Annotated in this window: 10 protein-coding genes; 6 read left to right on the top strand and 4 right to left on the bottom strand. The window is 44.1% G+C overall.

What is annotated here, in order from left to right; genetic code table 11:
- Nucleotides 1-13: 13 nt before the first annotated feature.
- On the top strand, nucleotides 14-2,884 hold the full coding sequence (locus AB4583_RS01030) for a hypothetical protein (RefSeq protein WP_372116045.1): 2,871 nt from the start codon (nucleotides 14-16) through the stop codon (nucleotides 2,882-2,884).
- A 163-nt stretch (nucleotides 2,885-3,047) separates the two neighbouring features.
- Here the strand turns inward: AB4583_RS01030 and AB4583_RS01035 are convergent, their stop codons facing one another.
- The 4 genes from AB4583_RS01035 to AB4583_RS01050 all read right to left on the bottom strand — a co-directional run bounded on the left by AB4583_RS01035 (nucleotide 3,048) and on the right by AB4583_RS01050 (nucleotide 6,226).
- Nucleotides 3,048-3,725: an ABC transporter permease gene (locus AB4583_RS01035; RefSeq protein ID WP_017062123.1), complete on the bottom strand. Its 678-nt coding sequence runs from the start codon at nucleotides 3,723-3,725 to the stop codon at nucleotides 3,048-3,050.
- Nucleotides 3,726-3,727: 2 nt separating this feature from the next.
- Complete coding sequence (locus AB4583_RS01040; protein WP_372116046.1) at nucleotides 3,728-4,468, bottom strand: ABC transporter permease; 741 nt, start codon at nucleotides 4,466-4,468, stop codon at nucleotides 3,728-3,730.
- A gap of 79 nt (nucleotides 4,469-4,547) precedes the next feature.
- Nucleotides 4,548-5,318, bottom strand: a complete 771-nt coding sequence (locus tag AB4583_RS01045; RefSeq protein WP_017062125.1) for an ABC transporter substrate-binding protein — start codon at nucleotides 5,316-5,318, stop codon at nucleotides 4,548-4,550.
- A gap of 137 nt (nucleotides 5,319-5,455) precedes the next feature.
- Nucleotides 5,456-6,226 carry an ABC transporter ATP-binding protein gene (locus tag AB4583_RS01050; RefSeq protein ID WP_004736532.1) on the bottom strand — a complete coding sequence of 257 codons (771 nt, stop codon included), beginning with the start codon at nucleotides 6,224-6,226 and terminating at the stop codon, nucleotides 5,456-5,458.
- 791 nt (nucleotides 6,227-7,017) lie between these two features.
- Here AB4583_RS01050 and AB4583_RS01055 point away from each other — a divergent pair.
- From AB4583_RS01055 to AB4583_RS01075, 5 genes are all read left to right on the top strand, one after another.
- Nucleotides 7,018-8,559: a DUF3360 family protein gene (locus AB4583_RS01055; protein ID WP_017070031.1), complete on the top strand. Its 1,542-nt coding sequence runs from the start codon at nucleotides 7,018-7,020 to the stop codon at nucleotides 8,557-8,559.
- 307 nt (nucleotides 8,560-8,866) lie between these two features.
- Nucleotides 8,867-11,143, top strand: coding sequence for a formate C-acetyltransferase (pflB, locus tag AB4583_RS01060; protein ID WP_017063492.1), 2,277 nt, complete (start codon nucleotides 8,867-8,869; stop codon nucleotides 11,141-11,143).
- 200 nt (nucleotides 11,144-11,343) lie between these two features.
- Complete coding sequence (locus tag AB4583_RS01065; RefSeq protein ID WP_017063491.1) at nucleotides 11,344-12,345, top strand: lipid A deacylase LpxR family protein; 1,002 nt, start codon at nucleotides 11,344-11,346, stop codon at nucleotides 12,343-12,345.
- 164 nt (nucleotides 12,346-12,509) lie between these two features.
- Entirely contained in the window at nucleotides 12,510-13,250 is a 741-nt protein-coding gene (gene pflA / locus AB4583_RS01070; RefSeq protein WP_010437353.1) for a pyruvate formate lyase 1-activating protein, read from the top strand.
- 220 nt (nucleotides 13,251-13,470) lie between these two features.
- Entirely contained in the window at nucleotides 13,471-13,971 is a 501-nt protein-coding gene (locus AB4583_RS01075) for a YfbU family protein (RefSeq protein ID WP_017066932.1), read from the top strand.
- Nucleotides 13,972-14,098: the final 127 nt, after the last annotated feature.

Genomic DNA, 14,098 nt, shown 5'->3' on the forward strand with positions numbered 1-14,098 from the left:
TGAGGAAAAAACGATGGCAGAAGTAACCAATACAGCAGCAGGACTGAAAAGTAATGGTAGCAATGATACCAATATACTAGTAGATGGTCCTAACCTCCCCACCCCAGAATCTAGAGATGTCAACAATGACCTTTCTAACCTCAGCGGCGATAACCTCGAAGTACGAGCCGGTAAAGGCGACGACATTGTGCATGCCGGCAGCGGCGATGACTTTATCGCTGCTGGACGTGGATCGGACACAATTAAAGCAGGTGCCGGAAACGATGTGGTTGAAGCTTGGAATCATTCGCTCAATGCTGGTGATGAAGCCGGCGTTAACCGCGATTTAAGCGCGGCACGCGATAAAGATTTAGAAGCGCTAGGAGAAGAGTGTGTTGACGACATTGTGGTTGCAGGTGCCGGTGATGATTATGTTGAAGGCGGTGCGAACAATGACATTATTTATGGTGACAGAGGCGCTGGTGCAGAATTTGGCGAAAACCTAATCAGCGATGGTGATTTTGAAGCTTTTGACCTTGGCAATACATGGGGAACAGCGCCAAGCGCCGGTGCATGGAACGCAGAGGTTGGCAGTATCGAGATTCAAGAACAACTGCATGGCGGTGTCCCAGCTGATGGTTACGGGACTGATATCGCCAGTGGTCACTTCCTAGAATTAGACTCGCATGGCGCGAATTCAAATTCAACCGTCTCCCAAACATTTACGGTCGATGACGACGGTATATATCAACTCGATTTTTCCTACGCTTTCCGTAACAAAGGAGGCGATAGCACCACCGCTCCTTTCACAGTCCAAATAATGGCGGGCACCGACGTTGTATTCGAGAAGTCTTTCCAAGACATTGACGGCGTCGATGATGATTGGGATCTGTTTAGCGAAGATGTCGATCTCTCTTCAGGAAATTACTCACTCAATTTTATTGCCGACGGCGCAGAAGACACCTTTGGGGCTCTGATTGATAATGTGTCATTGAAGCAGGTACTGCATAACGATGTGCTCATTGGTGATAACGGGCCAGACGCTGCAAATGAAGGCGCTGCTGGGAACGATTTGATTCGAGGCGGTAAAGGGAATGACGTAATTATCGGCGATAACTTTGAAGCGCTGTCGTTTAACGAAGGAACCGGCGAGTTTGAATTAGCAGATCCAACGACATCCGTCGACCTATCAGCAAATTCAACCGCCTACAACGCTGATGGTTCTGTCGGCACCGTTGATACAGGTAATGCAAGCTCTGGCGGTACAGGTTATGGGGTAAATGGCGCAGCAGAGGCTGGCGTGCTTGCTCAAATTGGCTTCAGCTACGACGGCGTTACCGGTGAAGGTGCATCAGAGATGTTTTCCGTCAGCTTAGACGAACATACAATGATTGCTAAAGTCGGCATTTCCAACCTCTACTTAAATGAAGGCGACAATGGCGTAGATGAGGCAGGCCATTGGGCAGCATATCGGGAAGGTATTCTGGTCGCTGAGGGCGATTTCATTGCGAGCGATTTAGCGGATGGCAATAACAACAGCGGTTATCTAAACATCGGTCCTGATGACACTGGCTTTAAAGCCTTTGATGAACTTCAGTTTACTGCCGTTGGTTCTGCATTTGACAAAAACGGAAACGCTAATGCCGATTCAAGTGACTACTACGTAACTTCTGTTACCACCGATGGCCTAACGGGTGACGGAACCGATATATTGCGCGGTGGTCGTGGGGACGATGTCATTCTTGGTGGTGACAACGCCAAAGGTGGCATACCTGAACTCGATCCTGAGACGGGTTACTACGATGTAAGTAGCTTCAGAGGGACTATTGACGTCACTATGGAAGGCACCGAAGCGGGCTTCGAAAATTCGTTTGGTTACTTCACAAAAGACAGTGAAGGCAATGTAAACGCTGAAGTCATTTGGGGGAATGTGAAAGATCACCTTCCAAACTCTGAAGCTGGCAACAGCTTTAGTCTCGATTTGGGGCACTGTGATGATTGCGTTGATACGCTCGGGTTCTTCATTATCCCAGATGGCGGGAATGACGGTTTCGTCTCAGGCGAAAGTATCGCAATTGACTTAAACACTCAACAAGCGACCAGCTCTAACAATAGTGACCACCCCTTCTTGCTGGGCGTACAAGATTTAGTCGGTAGTAACGGCAACCTTACCTTAGATGTTAGCGGCATTAACAACTTCAATCCGGGTACAGAACTCGGAAATCAGTTCTGGAATGACAACCCCGGCGGTGATGGTGACTTCGATGATGTGGTAACCACCGTTGAAATCGACGACCAACCAGAGCAATTGTTTGGTGGTAAAGGCGATGATTGGCTTGATGGCGGAGACGGAATCGACCATATCAAAGGCGGTAAAGGCGATGACATCATCATTGGTGGTGGTGGTGCAGACGAAATCCGTGCTGGTAAAGGCAACGATACAGTAGCCTTTGATGCAGAGGATACTCTAATTCATGGTGGTAAAGGGTTCGATGTACTGGTCGCCAATGACCCTGGTGGTGTCGATATCGACATGTCGAAGGGGTCAAACATCAATGGGTTTGAAGCAGTCATAGGGGGAGACTCAGCTAATGACAAACTGACTATTTCTCTAGGTAAAACCTTCAATCAAAACCATGACCTTGATGGTAATAGAGCAAAGAACGACGACCAAGTTGCTGAATTCTTTGCTTTAGGAATTGAAGATATCGACGCTAGTCATCTTCAAGGATTCCAATACCAAACCGCAACATCAGTGACGCTAGACCAAGATATGCAAGATAAACTTGGACTCGATGGAACTGAAACGATTACCGCTTATAGCTTCACCAAAGGAGGCAAAGAAGTCATCATCTACACTGATGCATCCTTTGATGGTGATTTCATTGGCGTTAATGAAGTTTAATTGCTTTTTGAACTAGTAAATCAGAAGCAAAGTTAAAGGACTTATTGCTTGTGTAATAAGTCCTTTTTGCTTCAAAGAGCTACTCAACTAATTCCTATACAAACCCTAAATAAGAACGGCGCTCAATGAGCGCCGTTTTGTTAACTGTGTGAATACCGTGCAATTAGCTAAGGGGTCTTAGATAAGCAAGGAAACGCTTCTCTGCGAATTTGAAAATCGCGATGATGATGAACGTTAGTGCCATGTAGAACAGACCTGCCGTTAGGAAAGACTCGAATGGGGCATAGTAACGAGAGTTAACCAAACGAGCTGCACCGGTTAGATCCATAATGGTTACGATACCCGCTACCGCAGAGCCGTGAAGCATGAAGATAACTTCGTTACTGTAAGCCGGTAATGCACGACGTAGAGCACTTGGTAAGATGATACGACGGTAAGTCTTAGGTGTGCTCATGCCGTAAGCTTTTGCTGCTTCCACTTCACCTTTCGGTAAGCCATTAATCGCACCGCGAATGATCTCAGCAGTATAAGCTGACGTGTTAAGAATGAATGCCACCAAAGCACAGAACCACGCGTTTTCCCATAATGTGTCTTTCACTGGGAAGAATTGGTCCATACCGTAGTAAATCAGGTACAGCTGAACCAGTAATGGCGTACCACGGAAGAAATAGATGAATGACCAAGCCGGAGCATTAATCAGCATATTTGGACTGTTACGAGCGATAGCTAGTGGTATGGCGACGAATAAGCCAATGATCAAAGCAACGCAAACCATCCAAGCCGTTGTCCATAAACCACCAAGGTAAATCGGCAGGCTTTCAATTATCAATGAAAAGTCCATAACTACCTCGCGTGGATACTGAATTTACGTTCAACCAGCTTAAGTAAGCCCGTTGAAACACTGGTGAAGAATAAGAAGATAATTGCCACAGTCATGTAGAAAGTGAATGGCATTTTGGTTGAACCCGCCGCCAGTGCACTAACACGTACCATGTCTTCTAGGCCAATAATCGAAACCAGCGCAGTGGTTTTAAGTAATACCAGCCAGTTATTCCCAAAACCCGGTAATGCGTGACGAATCATCTGCGGTAGCAGTATGCGGTGAAACGCCTTTACAGGGCTCATACCATAAGCTTTTGCCGCTTCCATTTCACCGCTGTCGACAGCCATGATGGCACCACGGAACGTTTCTGCCATATAGGCACCGAAAATAAAGCCTATGGTTAAGACACCAGCAACAAATGGGCTGACATCAATATAATCAGGTAAGTAAGCGGTCCATTCGTGGTTAGGATCACTGGATGCAAACCACTCGTTGAGCCACTCGTTCATGGAATACAAACTGTTGTTTAAAAGGATTTGTCCACCAAAGAAAATCAGCATCATCAGTACGAGATCTGGAATGCCTCGAATGACGGTTGTGTAGAGGGTTGCAATAGCACGAGCCCAGCGATAAGGCGCGAGTTTTGCTAAGGCACCTAGCATACCAAGAACCATAGCTAAAATTAGCGACAGCAAGGCAACTTCGATTGTGAGCACCGCCCCTTTCAGGATCGACGCTTCATATCCTTGTAAATCAAACATAATGGATTCCAACAGAACTGCGAAAAAGTTGGTAAGACAGGGAGAGGAGAACCTCTCCCTTAAGAATTGACGCTAAAGATTACTGACCGTATACGTCGTAGTTGAAGTATTTAGCCGCGATATCTTGGTAGATGCCTTTTTCACGTAGTGAAAGGATTGCCGCATCTAATTGCTTAGTCAGATCTTTGTCTTGCTTACGAACAGCAATACCCATACCTTCACCGAACCACTTAGGATCCGTTAGAGAGGGGCCAACAAACTCGTAGTCTTCACCACCAGCTTTGTTCAGCACGCCTTCTTCTAGAGCAGATGCATCACCTAGTACAGCAGCAACACGACCGTTTGCTAGATCAAGGTAAGCTTCGTCGAATGAACCGTAACGAACGATCTCTACTGTATCGCCGTAGTTGTCTGTTAGGTATTTATCGTGAGTTGTTGCACGTTGAACTGCAATCTTTTGACCGCTTAGATCATCAAAGTTAAGGCCTGCACCTTTCTTAGCGATGAACTTGTTTGGGATAAGTGCGTATTTACCAGTGAAGTCGATTTTTTTCTTACGCTCTTCCGTGATAGACATTGCCGCGATGATCGCATCATATTTACGAGCAAGTAGAGAAGGAATGATACCATCCCAGTCTTGTGCAACGATCTTACACTGCACCTGCATTTCAGTACAAAGTGCGTTAGCCATATCGACATCGAAGCCTTTCAGTGACCCGTCAGCTTCTGTCCAGCTAAATGGAGGGTAAGCACCTTCAATACCAAAGCGTACTGTTTTCCATTCTTTTGCTTGAGCTACGCCCGTTGCAGCAGTTGCAGCAAGTGCCGCGACTAATAACCACTTTTTCATATCCCTACTCCTGTGATTTAGGTTTTTATGTTTTGCTAGTTTTAATATTGTGTTTGTTGTTGCTTATTAACTTACTTGTTGTGTTTTATTGTTCACACCGTCGCTGTTTACCGTTGGCAACGGCGTTTCAATTCTGATTAGTAAATCGATGAGATAAATTGTTGTAAACGTTCAGATTCAGGTTCCGTAAACAGTTTAGCTGGATCGCCCTGTTCTTCCACTAGACCTTGGTGCAGGAACATCACATGGTTTGATACGTCACGAGCAAAAGCCATTTCATGTGTTACCACAAGCATGGTTCTTCCTTCTTCTGCTAGATCTCGCATTACACCGAGTACTTCCCCTACTAACTCAGGGTCAAGTGCTGATGTTGGCTCATCAAACAGCATCACTTCCGGATCAACCGCTAACGCTCGAGCAATTGCCGCTCGTTGTTGTTGTCCACCGGATAAATGACCTGGGTAGTAATCTTTGCGCTCATACAAGCCTACTTTTTTAAGTAGTAGTTCTGCATTTTCAATCGCTTGAGCTTTAGGTACACCTAATACGTGAACGGGTGCTTCGATAACATTTTCGAGAACGGTCAGGTGAGACCAAAGATTGAAGCCTTGAAAAACCATCGCTAAGCGTGAACGGATACGCTGTACTTGTTTTTCGTTGGCAGGAACAGATACGCCTTGGCGGTTGTTTTTCATTTGAATTAATTCGCCATTAACCCAAATCTCGCCTGCAGTTGGTGTCTCTAAAAGGTTGATACATCTAAGGAAAGTACTTTTACCCGACCCTGAAGATCCGATAATCGATACAACATCGCCTTTATGCGCAGAAAGTGAAATTCCCTTTAAAACTTCATTTTGACCAAACGTTTTGTGTAGATCCTTTATGTCCAGCGCTGGTACATCTTTCATGCGCTTTCTCTCCCAAGTTTGTGAAAATGCAAGGTACTCCGACCTTTTCATGCGATACAAACTAGCACCACACGAAACAACATGCAACAAATTATTAACCTGATAAATTGGAATAAATAGCGATTCACTCTGACTTATTATGCAAAAGGTAGCGTTTTCGCCTCAATTTAATGAATGAGTTCTATCAATAAGCTGCAATTACACCCCTTACATTGTTTAAATAAAGTTAATCAAAATGAGATTCTCGTAGCTGGATGTCTCACAAGAAAAACACGTTTTGTGAACTTATAAACATTACTGTCGACAAAATATAGCGCATACATTCAGCACACTGCCCTCACCTTAAAGCACAATTATTTTAAGGTTATTACATTGTAAGCATTTCACTCGGAACAGTTGGGAAGCAAGTAATAGTGAAATAACTCAGTAAGAATTGAGTATTGAACTCGAGCCATGACGACAAAGGCTCGAAGAAGATAGGTAAACGTCAGTTTGTGAAAACAAATTACACTTTTTATCAATGGTACGTTAATGAATCGCTGCGTTTTGTAGCTTTCTTTCACATACACTCATAAAGTGATCAAGATCAATCACCCTAAAGGGTAAGCTTGTTAGACTCCTCAACACAAAATAAGGCATTAAAAATGCCAAACATTTCTTTTAACTTAACTGCATAAAGCACAGCAAAACCGTGCAACATAATGTTAATGAGTTATAACTAAGAAATAACGCAATTACGCGAACTTATAGAATTCAATTTTAGAATTACTAACAAAAAATATGAGGAATCTATGTCAGACGTTGTCAATAATGCGAACTCTGAAGTAGAAGAGAAAAGCTATAAAGAGCTACACCGCCCTGCTTCTGAATTTGAGAACCGCTCAGATTATCTAGATCACGAACTTCAAATCATGAAGCCTCGCCGCTTTGGCCTAAACCTTCCTGGCCGTGACTTCCGCTTTGAACTAGAAGACCTTGTTCCTGCACTGGCTGGTACCATTGGTATCATCGCGATGTACTCTGCAGTAATGATGTCTTGGGCTGAAGGCCTAACTCAAGCTTGGGATCACGTAAACCTTGGTAAAGACTTTGCGATTGAAGTCGCTCGTGTAGAAATGCTTATCCCTGCACTGCTGTTCTGTATCCTTGCTTCTGGTTTCTTTAACCCTAAAGCTAACCTTGCCGGTAACCACGGCCCAATGATTCCTCTTATTGGTACCATCGCTCTTGCTGGTGCTCACCCTCTTGCATTGGCAATCCTTATCGGTGTCTTCGGTCTTATCCTAAGCTTCCTAAAAGGTGGGTCTAAACTTGTTAACCTTACCTCTGAAGGTACGGCGGGTGGCTTGCTCATCTTCTTGGGTCTAACCGGTACAATGAGCCAAATCAACTCAATTCAAGCTTGGGCTGTTGGTCTTCAGTCTGACACTGTCGCTGCTGGTAGCATGGGTTACATCGGTTTGATTGTTCTAGCCGTTACCATCGGTCTATATGCATTCCTTGCTAAAGTGAACAAGCGTTGGTTAGCAATCCCTGTTTGTGCTTTCACTGGTCTAGCTATTGCTCTAGTACTTGGTGCTGGTTTCGATATCAAATTCGTAACTGAAACAGGCATTCCAAACCTAAACCCAATCTACTGGTGGGGTTCTACTGAAGAAGGTTGGATGCTTGGTTTACCAAACGTTGAGCACTTCATCGCTTCTCTACCATTTGCAATCCTAGCAGTAGCAATGTGGTCACCTGACTTCCTAGGTCACCGTATCTTCCAAGAACTGAACTACCCTAAAAAGTCTGAAAAAGTACTGATGGACGTAGACGACACAATGACTATGTGTTCAGTTCGTCAAATGGTAGGTACAGCAGTTGGTGGTGGTAACATCACTTCATCTTGGGGTACTTACATGATCCCAGCGGCTATCGCGAAACGTCCAATCCCTGGCGGCGCAATCTTGCTTGGCTCTCTATGTATTATTGTTGCGATTCTTGGCTTCCCAATGGACGTAGCAGTATGGCCACCAGTGATGCGTGTTGCGCTACTTGTAGGTGTATCTCTACCTCTACTTGAAGCGGGTATGCAGATGGTTAAAGATTCAAAAGACTCTCAAGCAGCTGGTATCTGTATCTTCGGTTCAGCGGTTGTTAACCCAGTATTAGCATGGGCACTGACTATGCTTCTTGATAATAATGGTCTAATTGGTGATAAAGAGCGTGCAAAGCGTCTATCATTTGTAGATAAGATTGTTATCCCTGTTGGCGTTTTAGTTATCTGTCTAGTGGCAATGCTTGCAGTTGGTATGCTAGAAGGTCAGTATGGTCTAAAAGCTTGGCTATAATAGTCCTTACTACACAAAAGTAGTATTAGGATTAAAAAAAAGTTTGGGTGGCAACCCCTGCCACTCAAATTTTTTCAACTTTTTTTGGCATTTATTGATTTAGTTTAAGGTTTGCAGAAATTTTTTAGCGTAGTCTTGAATACATAGAGTAAAGACAACATATAAAAGGTAGTGACAATATATATAACCATATGATGCTTATATGCTCATATATATTGTTATTAATAAGAGTGTACTACCCTTACGAGGGGCGCTGGCTCAACAGTGTTAATGTACGTATTTTTTCTACTAAAAAGGTAGGTATGTCATGGCAGAGCAATTTGCTAAAGCTTGGGAAGATTTTGCTGCAGGTGAGTGGCAAAGCGAAGTAAACGTTCGTGATTTCATTCAAAAGAACTACACGCCGTATGAAGGCGACGAGTCTTTCCTAGTTTCTGAGGGTACTGAAGCAACTAACAAGCTTTGGTCTTCGGTAATGGAAGGTATCAAACAGGAAAACGCAACTAAAGCACCTGTAGATTTCGATACTTCTGTTATCTCTACCATTACTGCTCACGATGCAGGTTACATTGAGAAAGATCTTGAGACTATCGTTGGTCTACAAACTGAGAAGCCACTAAAACGTGCAATCATCCCTAACGGTGGTGTACGTATGGTTGAAGGTTCTTGTAAAGCATACGGTGAAACTCTTGACCCAATGGTTTCAAAAATCTACTCAGAATACCGCAAAACACACAATGCTGGCGTTTTCGATATCTACACTCCTGATATCCTAAAATGTCGTAAGTCTGGTGTTCTGACTGGTCTTCCTGATGCTTACGGCCGTGGTCGTATCATTGGTGACTACCGTCGTGTTGCACTTTACGGTATTGATTTCCTAATGAAAGACAAGCAAGCTCAATTTGCTTCTCTTCAAGAGCAATTCGAAAACGGTGAAAACCTAGCAGAAACAATGCAACTGCGTGAAGAGATCTCTGAGCAACATCGTGCTCTAGGTCAAATCAAGCAAATGGCTGAGAAATACGGTTTCGATATCTCTGAGCCAGCTCAAACAGCTCAAGAAGCTATCCAGTGGACTTACTTCGGCTACCTAGCTGCTGTTAAATCTCAAAACGGTGCTGCAATGTCTCTAGGTCGTACTTCGACTTTCCTAGACATCTACATCGAGCGTGATATCGCTGCTGGCAAGATCACTGAAGAACAAGCACAAGAAATGATCGACCACTTCGTAATGAAACTGCGTATGGTTCGTTTCCTACGTACTCCTGAGTACGATGAGCTGTTCTCTGGCGACCCAATCTGGGCAACAGAGTCTATGGGTGGTATGGGTATCGACGGTCGTACGCTAGTAACGCGTTCGAACTTCCGTTTCCTAAACTCTCTATACACTATGGGTCCTTCTCCAGAGCCAAACATCACTGTTCTTTGGTCTGAGCAACTACCTGACGGCTTCAAGCGTTTCTGTGCGAAGGTATCTATCGATACTTCTTCTATCCAGTACGAAAATGATGACCTAATGCGTCCTGACCTAGAGTCTGATGATTACGCTATCGCTTGTTGTGTATCTCCAATGATCGTTGGTAAGCAAATGCAGTTCTTCGGTGCTCGTGCTAACCTTGCGAAAACAATGCTTTACGCAATCAACGGCGGTGTGGACGAGAAACTTAAGATGCAAGTTGGTCCTGTTTCAGACAAGATCACTGACGAAGTTCTTAACTACGATGACGTAATGGGTCGCCTAGACACATTCATGGACTGGTTAGCTAAGCAATACGTGACTGCACTAAACAGCATTCACTACATGCACGACAAGTACAGCTACGAAGCGTCTCTAATGGCTCTTCATGACCGTGATGTTCGTCGTACTATGGCTTGTGGTATCGCTGGTCTATCTGTTGCAGCTGACTCACTGTCTGCAATTAAGTTTGCTAAAGTGAAGCCAATCCGTGACGAAGACGGTATCGCAACTGACTTCGAAATCGAAGGCGATTACCCTAAATACGGTAACAACGACTCTCGTGTAGATGATATTGCTTGTGAACTAGTTTCTACGTTCATGAACAAGATCCGTAAGCTTAAGACTTACCGTAACTCTATCCCTACACAGTCAGTTCTTACTATCACGTCTAACGTTGTATACGGTAAGAAAACTGGTAACACTCCAGACGGTCGTCGTGCTGGCGCTCCTTTCGCTCCTGGTGCAAACCCAATGCACGGTCGTGATGAGAAAGGTGCTGTAGCATCACTAACGTCTGTAGGTAAACTACCATTTGCTGACGCACAAGATGGTATCTCTTACACGTTCTCTATCGTGCCAAACGCACTAGGTAAAGAACAAGACAGCCAACGTGCTAACCTTGCAGGCCTAATGGATGGTTACTTCCACCACGAAGCTGGCATTGAAGGTGGTCAACACCTTAACGTTAACGTTCTTAACCGCGAAACTCTTGAAGACGCAGTTAAGCACCCTGAGAAATACCCTCAGCTAACAATCCGTGTATCTGGTTACGCTGTTCGCTTTAACTCTCTAACTGCAGAGCAACAAGCTGACGTAATCGCACGTACATTTACTGAGTCTCTATAAGCTCACGCTCAATAGACAGTAAATAATATTAGCCTCGCCAATGTGCGGGGCTTTTTTATATCTGAAATAAATCGCACTACACTCACCTATCCCGCGAAATGTTAGGTTGAGCAAAAAAGCACCCTGCCATTCACTTTTTTTCCACAAATTCTGTCAAATTACGGTAATATCGCGGTTCATAATTTAAGAGTAACTGCTCCATGAAATACCTGCGTTGTTTACCCCTGATTCTTCTCTCTTTCTCATCTTTAGCCTCTGAGCGTTCTACGTTAACTTTTGCTTTAGATAATGATGGTATTTTTGGTGTCGACCAAGACTATACCAACGGCTTATTTCTGGGTTACACATCATCAAGTATTACGCCATATAACTGGGTAAAACCATTGAGTCTTTCCTACTGGGGCGCAAGCTCTCTAGACAAGTGGGAAATCACCATTGGCCACAAGATGTATACGCCTTCTGACATTGAGTTAGAAACGCCATCGCCTAATGATCGCCCATACGCAGGTTACCTTCACACTGAATTCAATTACATCAGCTTAAACCCACAGCAAGCCCAGCGTTTTAATATCACGTTTGGTACTACGGGCGAACGTGCACTGTCTGAAGATGCTCAAAAGCTGGTTCACTCGATCACAAAATCAGATGAGCCGATGGGTTGGGAATACCAAGTCGATGATGAATGGGCGGGAAGCGTTGGTTACCTAAGCCATTTCAACCTAATGCGTAATCAAGCTCTTGCGAATACTGACTACGAAATCTCTAACGTTTCTGAAATCAACGTCGGTAACTTTAGAAGTGACATTTCAACGGGCTTCATGTTTCGTTGGGGTACAGACTTAGGCGGTAACTTTGGTGCAGCTAACATCACCACAGAAAACCCATTCAAACCGGGCATGATCGGCGCATCAAACGCTGGTTGGTTTACCTATGCAGGCCTCGAAGGTCGCTACCGATTCAACGACCTGACTATCGAAGGCGATCGCTCAGGTGTTGATGAGTACGCTAATAAAAACAACGAAGATCCAGCGATCTACGATGTGACTTTAGAGAACATTCAAGCAACTGCTGTATTGGGTGTCGCTTGGTATAACCGATACGTTGGTGCCTCTTTAGCGCTAACCGCAAAAACACCGGATTACGAAGAAGCGAAAGAGTCAGTGTACACCACTGGCGGTATCACAATGTTTGCTTTCTTCTAGCCACCAGTAAGGGCTTTCGTCCTTTACTTTTCAAGTTTAATAAAGGCAATCATCTTCACAGGTGGTTGCCTTTATTTTTAAAGGTCTCGTTACCATTTGACCCTATTTTATGTACCGTTTTTGTAATAAAATAAACGGTATAAATTCCTCTACGAGAATAGCTCATGTCTACAACTGGTCGCATTCACTCATTCGAATCTTGTGGTACTGTCGATGGCCCTGGTATCCGCTTTATTGTGTTTCTTCAAGGCTGCTTAATGCGTTGTATGTACTGTCATAACCGTGATACATGGGATCTTCATGACGGAAAGGAAGTAACGGTCGAAGAGATCATCAACGAAGCAAAATCATACCGTCATTTCATGAAAGCATCGGGCGGTGGTATCACCTGTTCTGGTGGTGAAGCGATGCTACAACCTGAGTTTGTTCGTGACTTTTTCCGCGCAGCTCAAGCTGAAGGCATCCACACTTGTCTTGATACTAATGGCTACATTCGTAAGCACACTGAAGTGGTTGATGAAGTCCTAGAAGCCTCTGATCTAGTTATGTTGGATCTTAAGCACATGCGAGATGAGATTCACCACGATTTCATTGGTGTATCAAACAGACGTACTCTGGATTTCGCACGCTACTTACACAAAATCGGTAAGAAGACGTGGATTCGTTATGTGATTGTCCCTGGCTACACGGACACACCTGAAGATGCTCATCTGCTAGGCGAATTCATCAAAGACATGGATAACATCGAGAAAGTAGAACTGCTTCCATACCATAAGCTTGGTGCACATAAGTGGGAAGCACTTGGTTTTGACTACCCTCTTGAAGGTACAAACCCGCCAAGCAAAGAGAAAATGGACGAGATTGTTGCTGTTCTTAGCCAGTACCATTCAAACGTAAAATACTAATCTAGACTGACGTTCATAGTGATTTCAAGCGCCTCAATTTCGATTGGGGCGTTTTCTTTTCGAGCCAAACAATCCTTTCACTTTTCTTTACAACTTTTGTTTATCAATTCAAAAAATCATATTAAATCCGTGTTGAGATCATGTTTCCACTCGTAGGAATGCTGTTACTCTTACTGCAACAAAAGAATACAACATTTAGTTTTTTAGTGAGGCTCCTCCCATGGAAATGACCAATGCTCAGCGTCTAATTCTATCAAATCAATACTACCTAATGTCTCAAATGGATCCTGAGAACTCCGCTAAATACCAACGTCTACAAACGATTGTAGAACGTGGTTACGAACTCCAAATGCGTGAGCTTAACAAAGAGTTTGGTTGTTTGACTGAAGCAGAATGTCGCGAAATTATCGACATCATGGAGATGTACCATGCAATGCAAGAGTCGAACAAAATGCTTGCAGAACAAGAACGTGCTGAAGTAGACCAACGTCGCCTGCAGTTCTTAGGTTTTGATATCGCTTCTGAAGCGCAGATCGTACACTACGTGCGTTTCCTTGTTGATTCTGAAGGTCTTTACCCTCAATTCGACAAAGCCGATCACCACTTCAATAGCCAAATGCCAATGCTAGAGAAGTACCGTCGCATGCTAACAACATGGCGCAACTGTCCTCGTCAGTACCACCTATGTGCGACAGAGCTATCTCAAATCTTTAGCGCTTAATACGTTAATAGATCAGCGATAAATTTTTAAAAAGTTTCAAGAAAAAGGGTTACTCATCGTGAGTAACCCTTTTTTTATTCGAATCACTTGAACTAGAAAACGCAAGCAGCCCTATCTGGCAGGGTAG

Origin of the sequence: Vibrio sp. 10N.222.49.C12 (genome assembly GCF_041475025.1) — a bacterium.
Lineage (GTDB): Bacteria > Pseudomonadota > Gammaproteobacteria > Enterobacterales > Vibrionaceae > Vibrio > Vibrio crassostreae_C.

Excerpts from the sequence above, each read along its gene's own strand:
- pflA (WP_010437353.1), top strand. The coding sequence starts at position 12,510 with ATGTCTACAACTGGTCGCATTCACTCATTCGAATCTTGTGGTACTGTC.
- AB4583_RS01050 (WP_004736532.1), bottom strand. The coding sequence starts at position 6,226 with ATGAAAGATGTACCAGCGCTGGACATAAAGGATCTACACAAAACGTTT.
- AB4583_RS01075 (WP_017066932.1), top strand. The coding sequence starts at position 13,471 with ATGGAAATGACCAATGCTCAGCGTCTAATTCTATCAAATCAATACTAC.
- AB4583_RS01035 (WP_017062123.1), bottom strand. The coding sequence starts at position 3,725 with ATGGACTTTTCATTGATAATTGAAAGCCTGCCGATTTACCTTGGTGGT.
- AB4583_RS01055 (WP_017070031.1), top strand. The coding sequence starts at position 7,018 with ATGTCAGACGTTGTCAATAATGCGAACTCTGAAGTAGAAGAGAAAAGC.
- AB4583_RS01030 (WP_372116045.1), top strand. The coding sequence starts at position 14 with ATGGCAGAAGTAACCAATACAGCAGCAGGACTGAAAAGTAATGGTAGC.
- AB4583_RS01040 (WP_372116046.1), bottom strand. The coding sequence starts at position 4,468 with ATGTTTGATTTACAAGGATATGAAGCGTCGATCCTGAAAGGGGCGGTG.
- AB4583_RS01065 (WP_017063491.1), top strand. The coding sequence starts at position 11,344 with ATGAAATACCTGCGTTGTTTACCCCTGATTCTTCTCTCTTTCTCATCT.
- AB4583_RS01045 (WP_017062125.1), bottom strand. The coding sequence starts at position 5,318 with ATGAAAAAGTGGTTATTAGTCGCGGCACTTGCTGCAACTGCTGCAACG.
- pflB (WP_017063492.1), top strand. The coding sequence starts at position 8,867 with ATGGCAGAGCAATTTGCTAAAGCTTGGGAAGATTTTGCTGCAGGTGAG.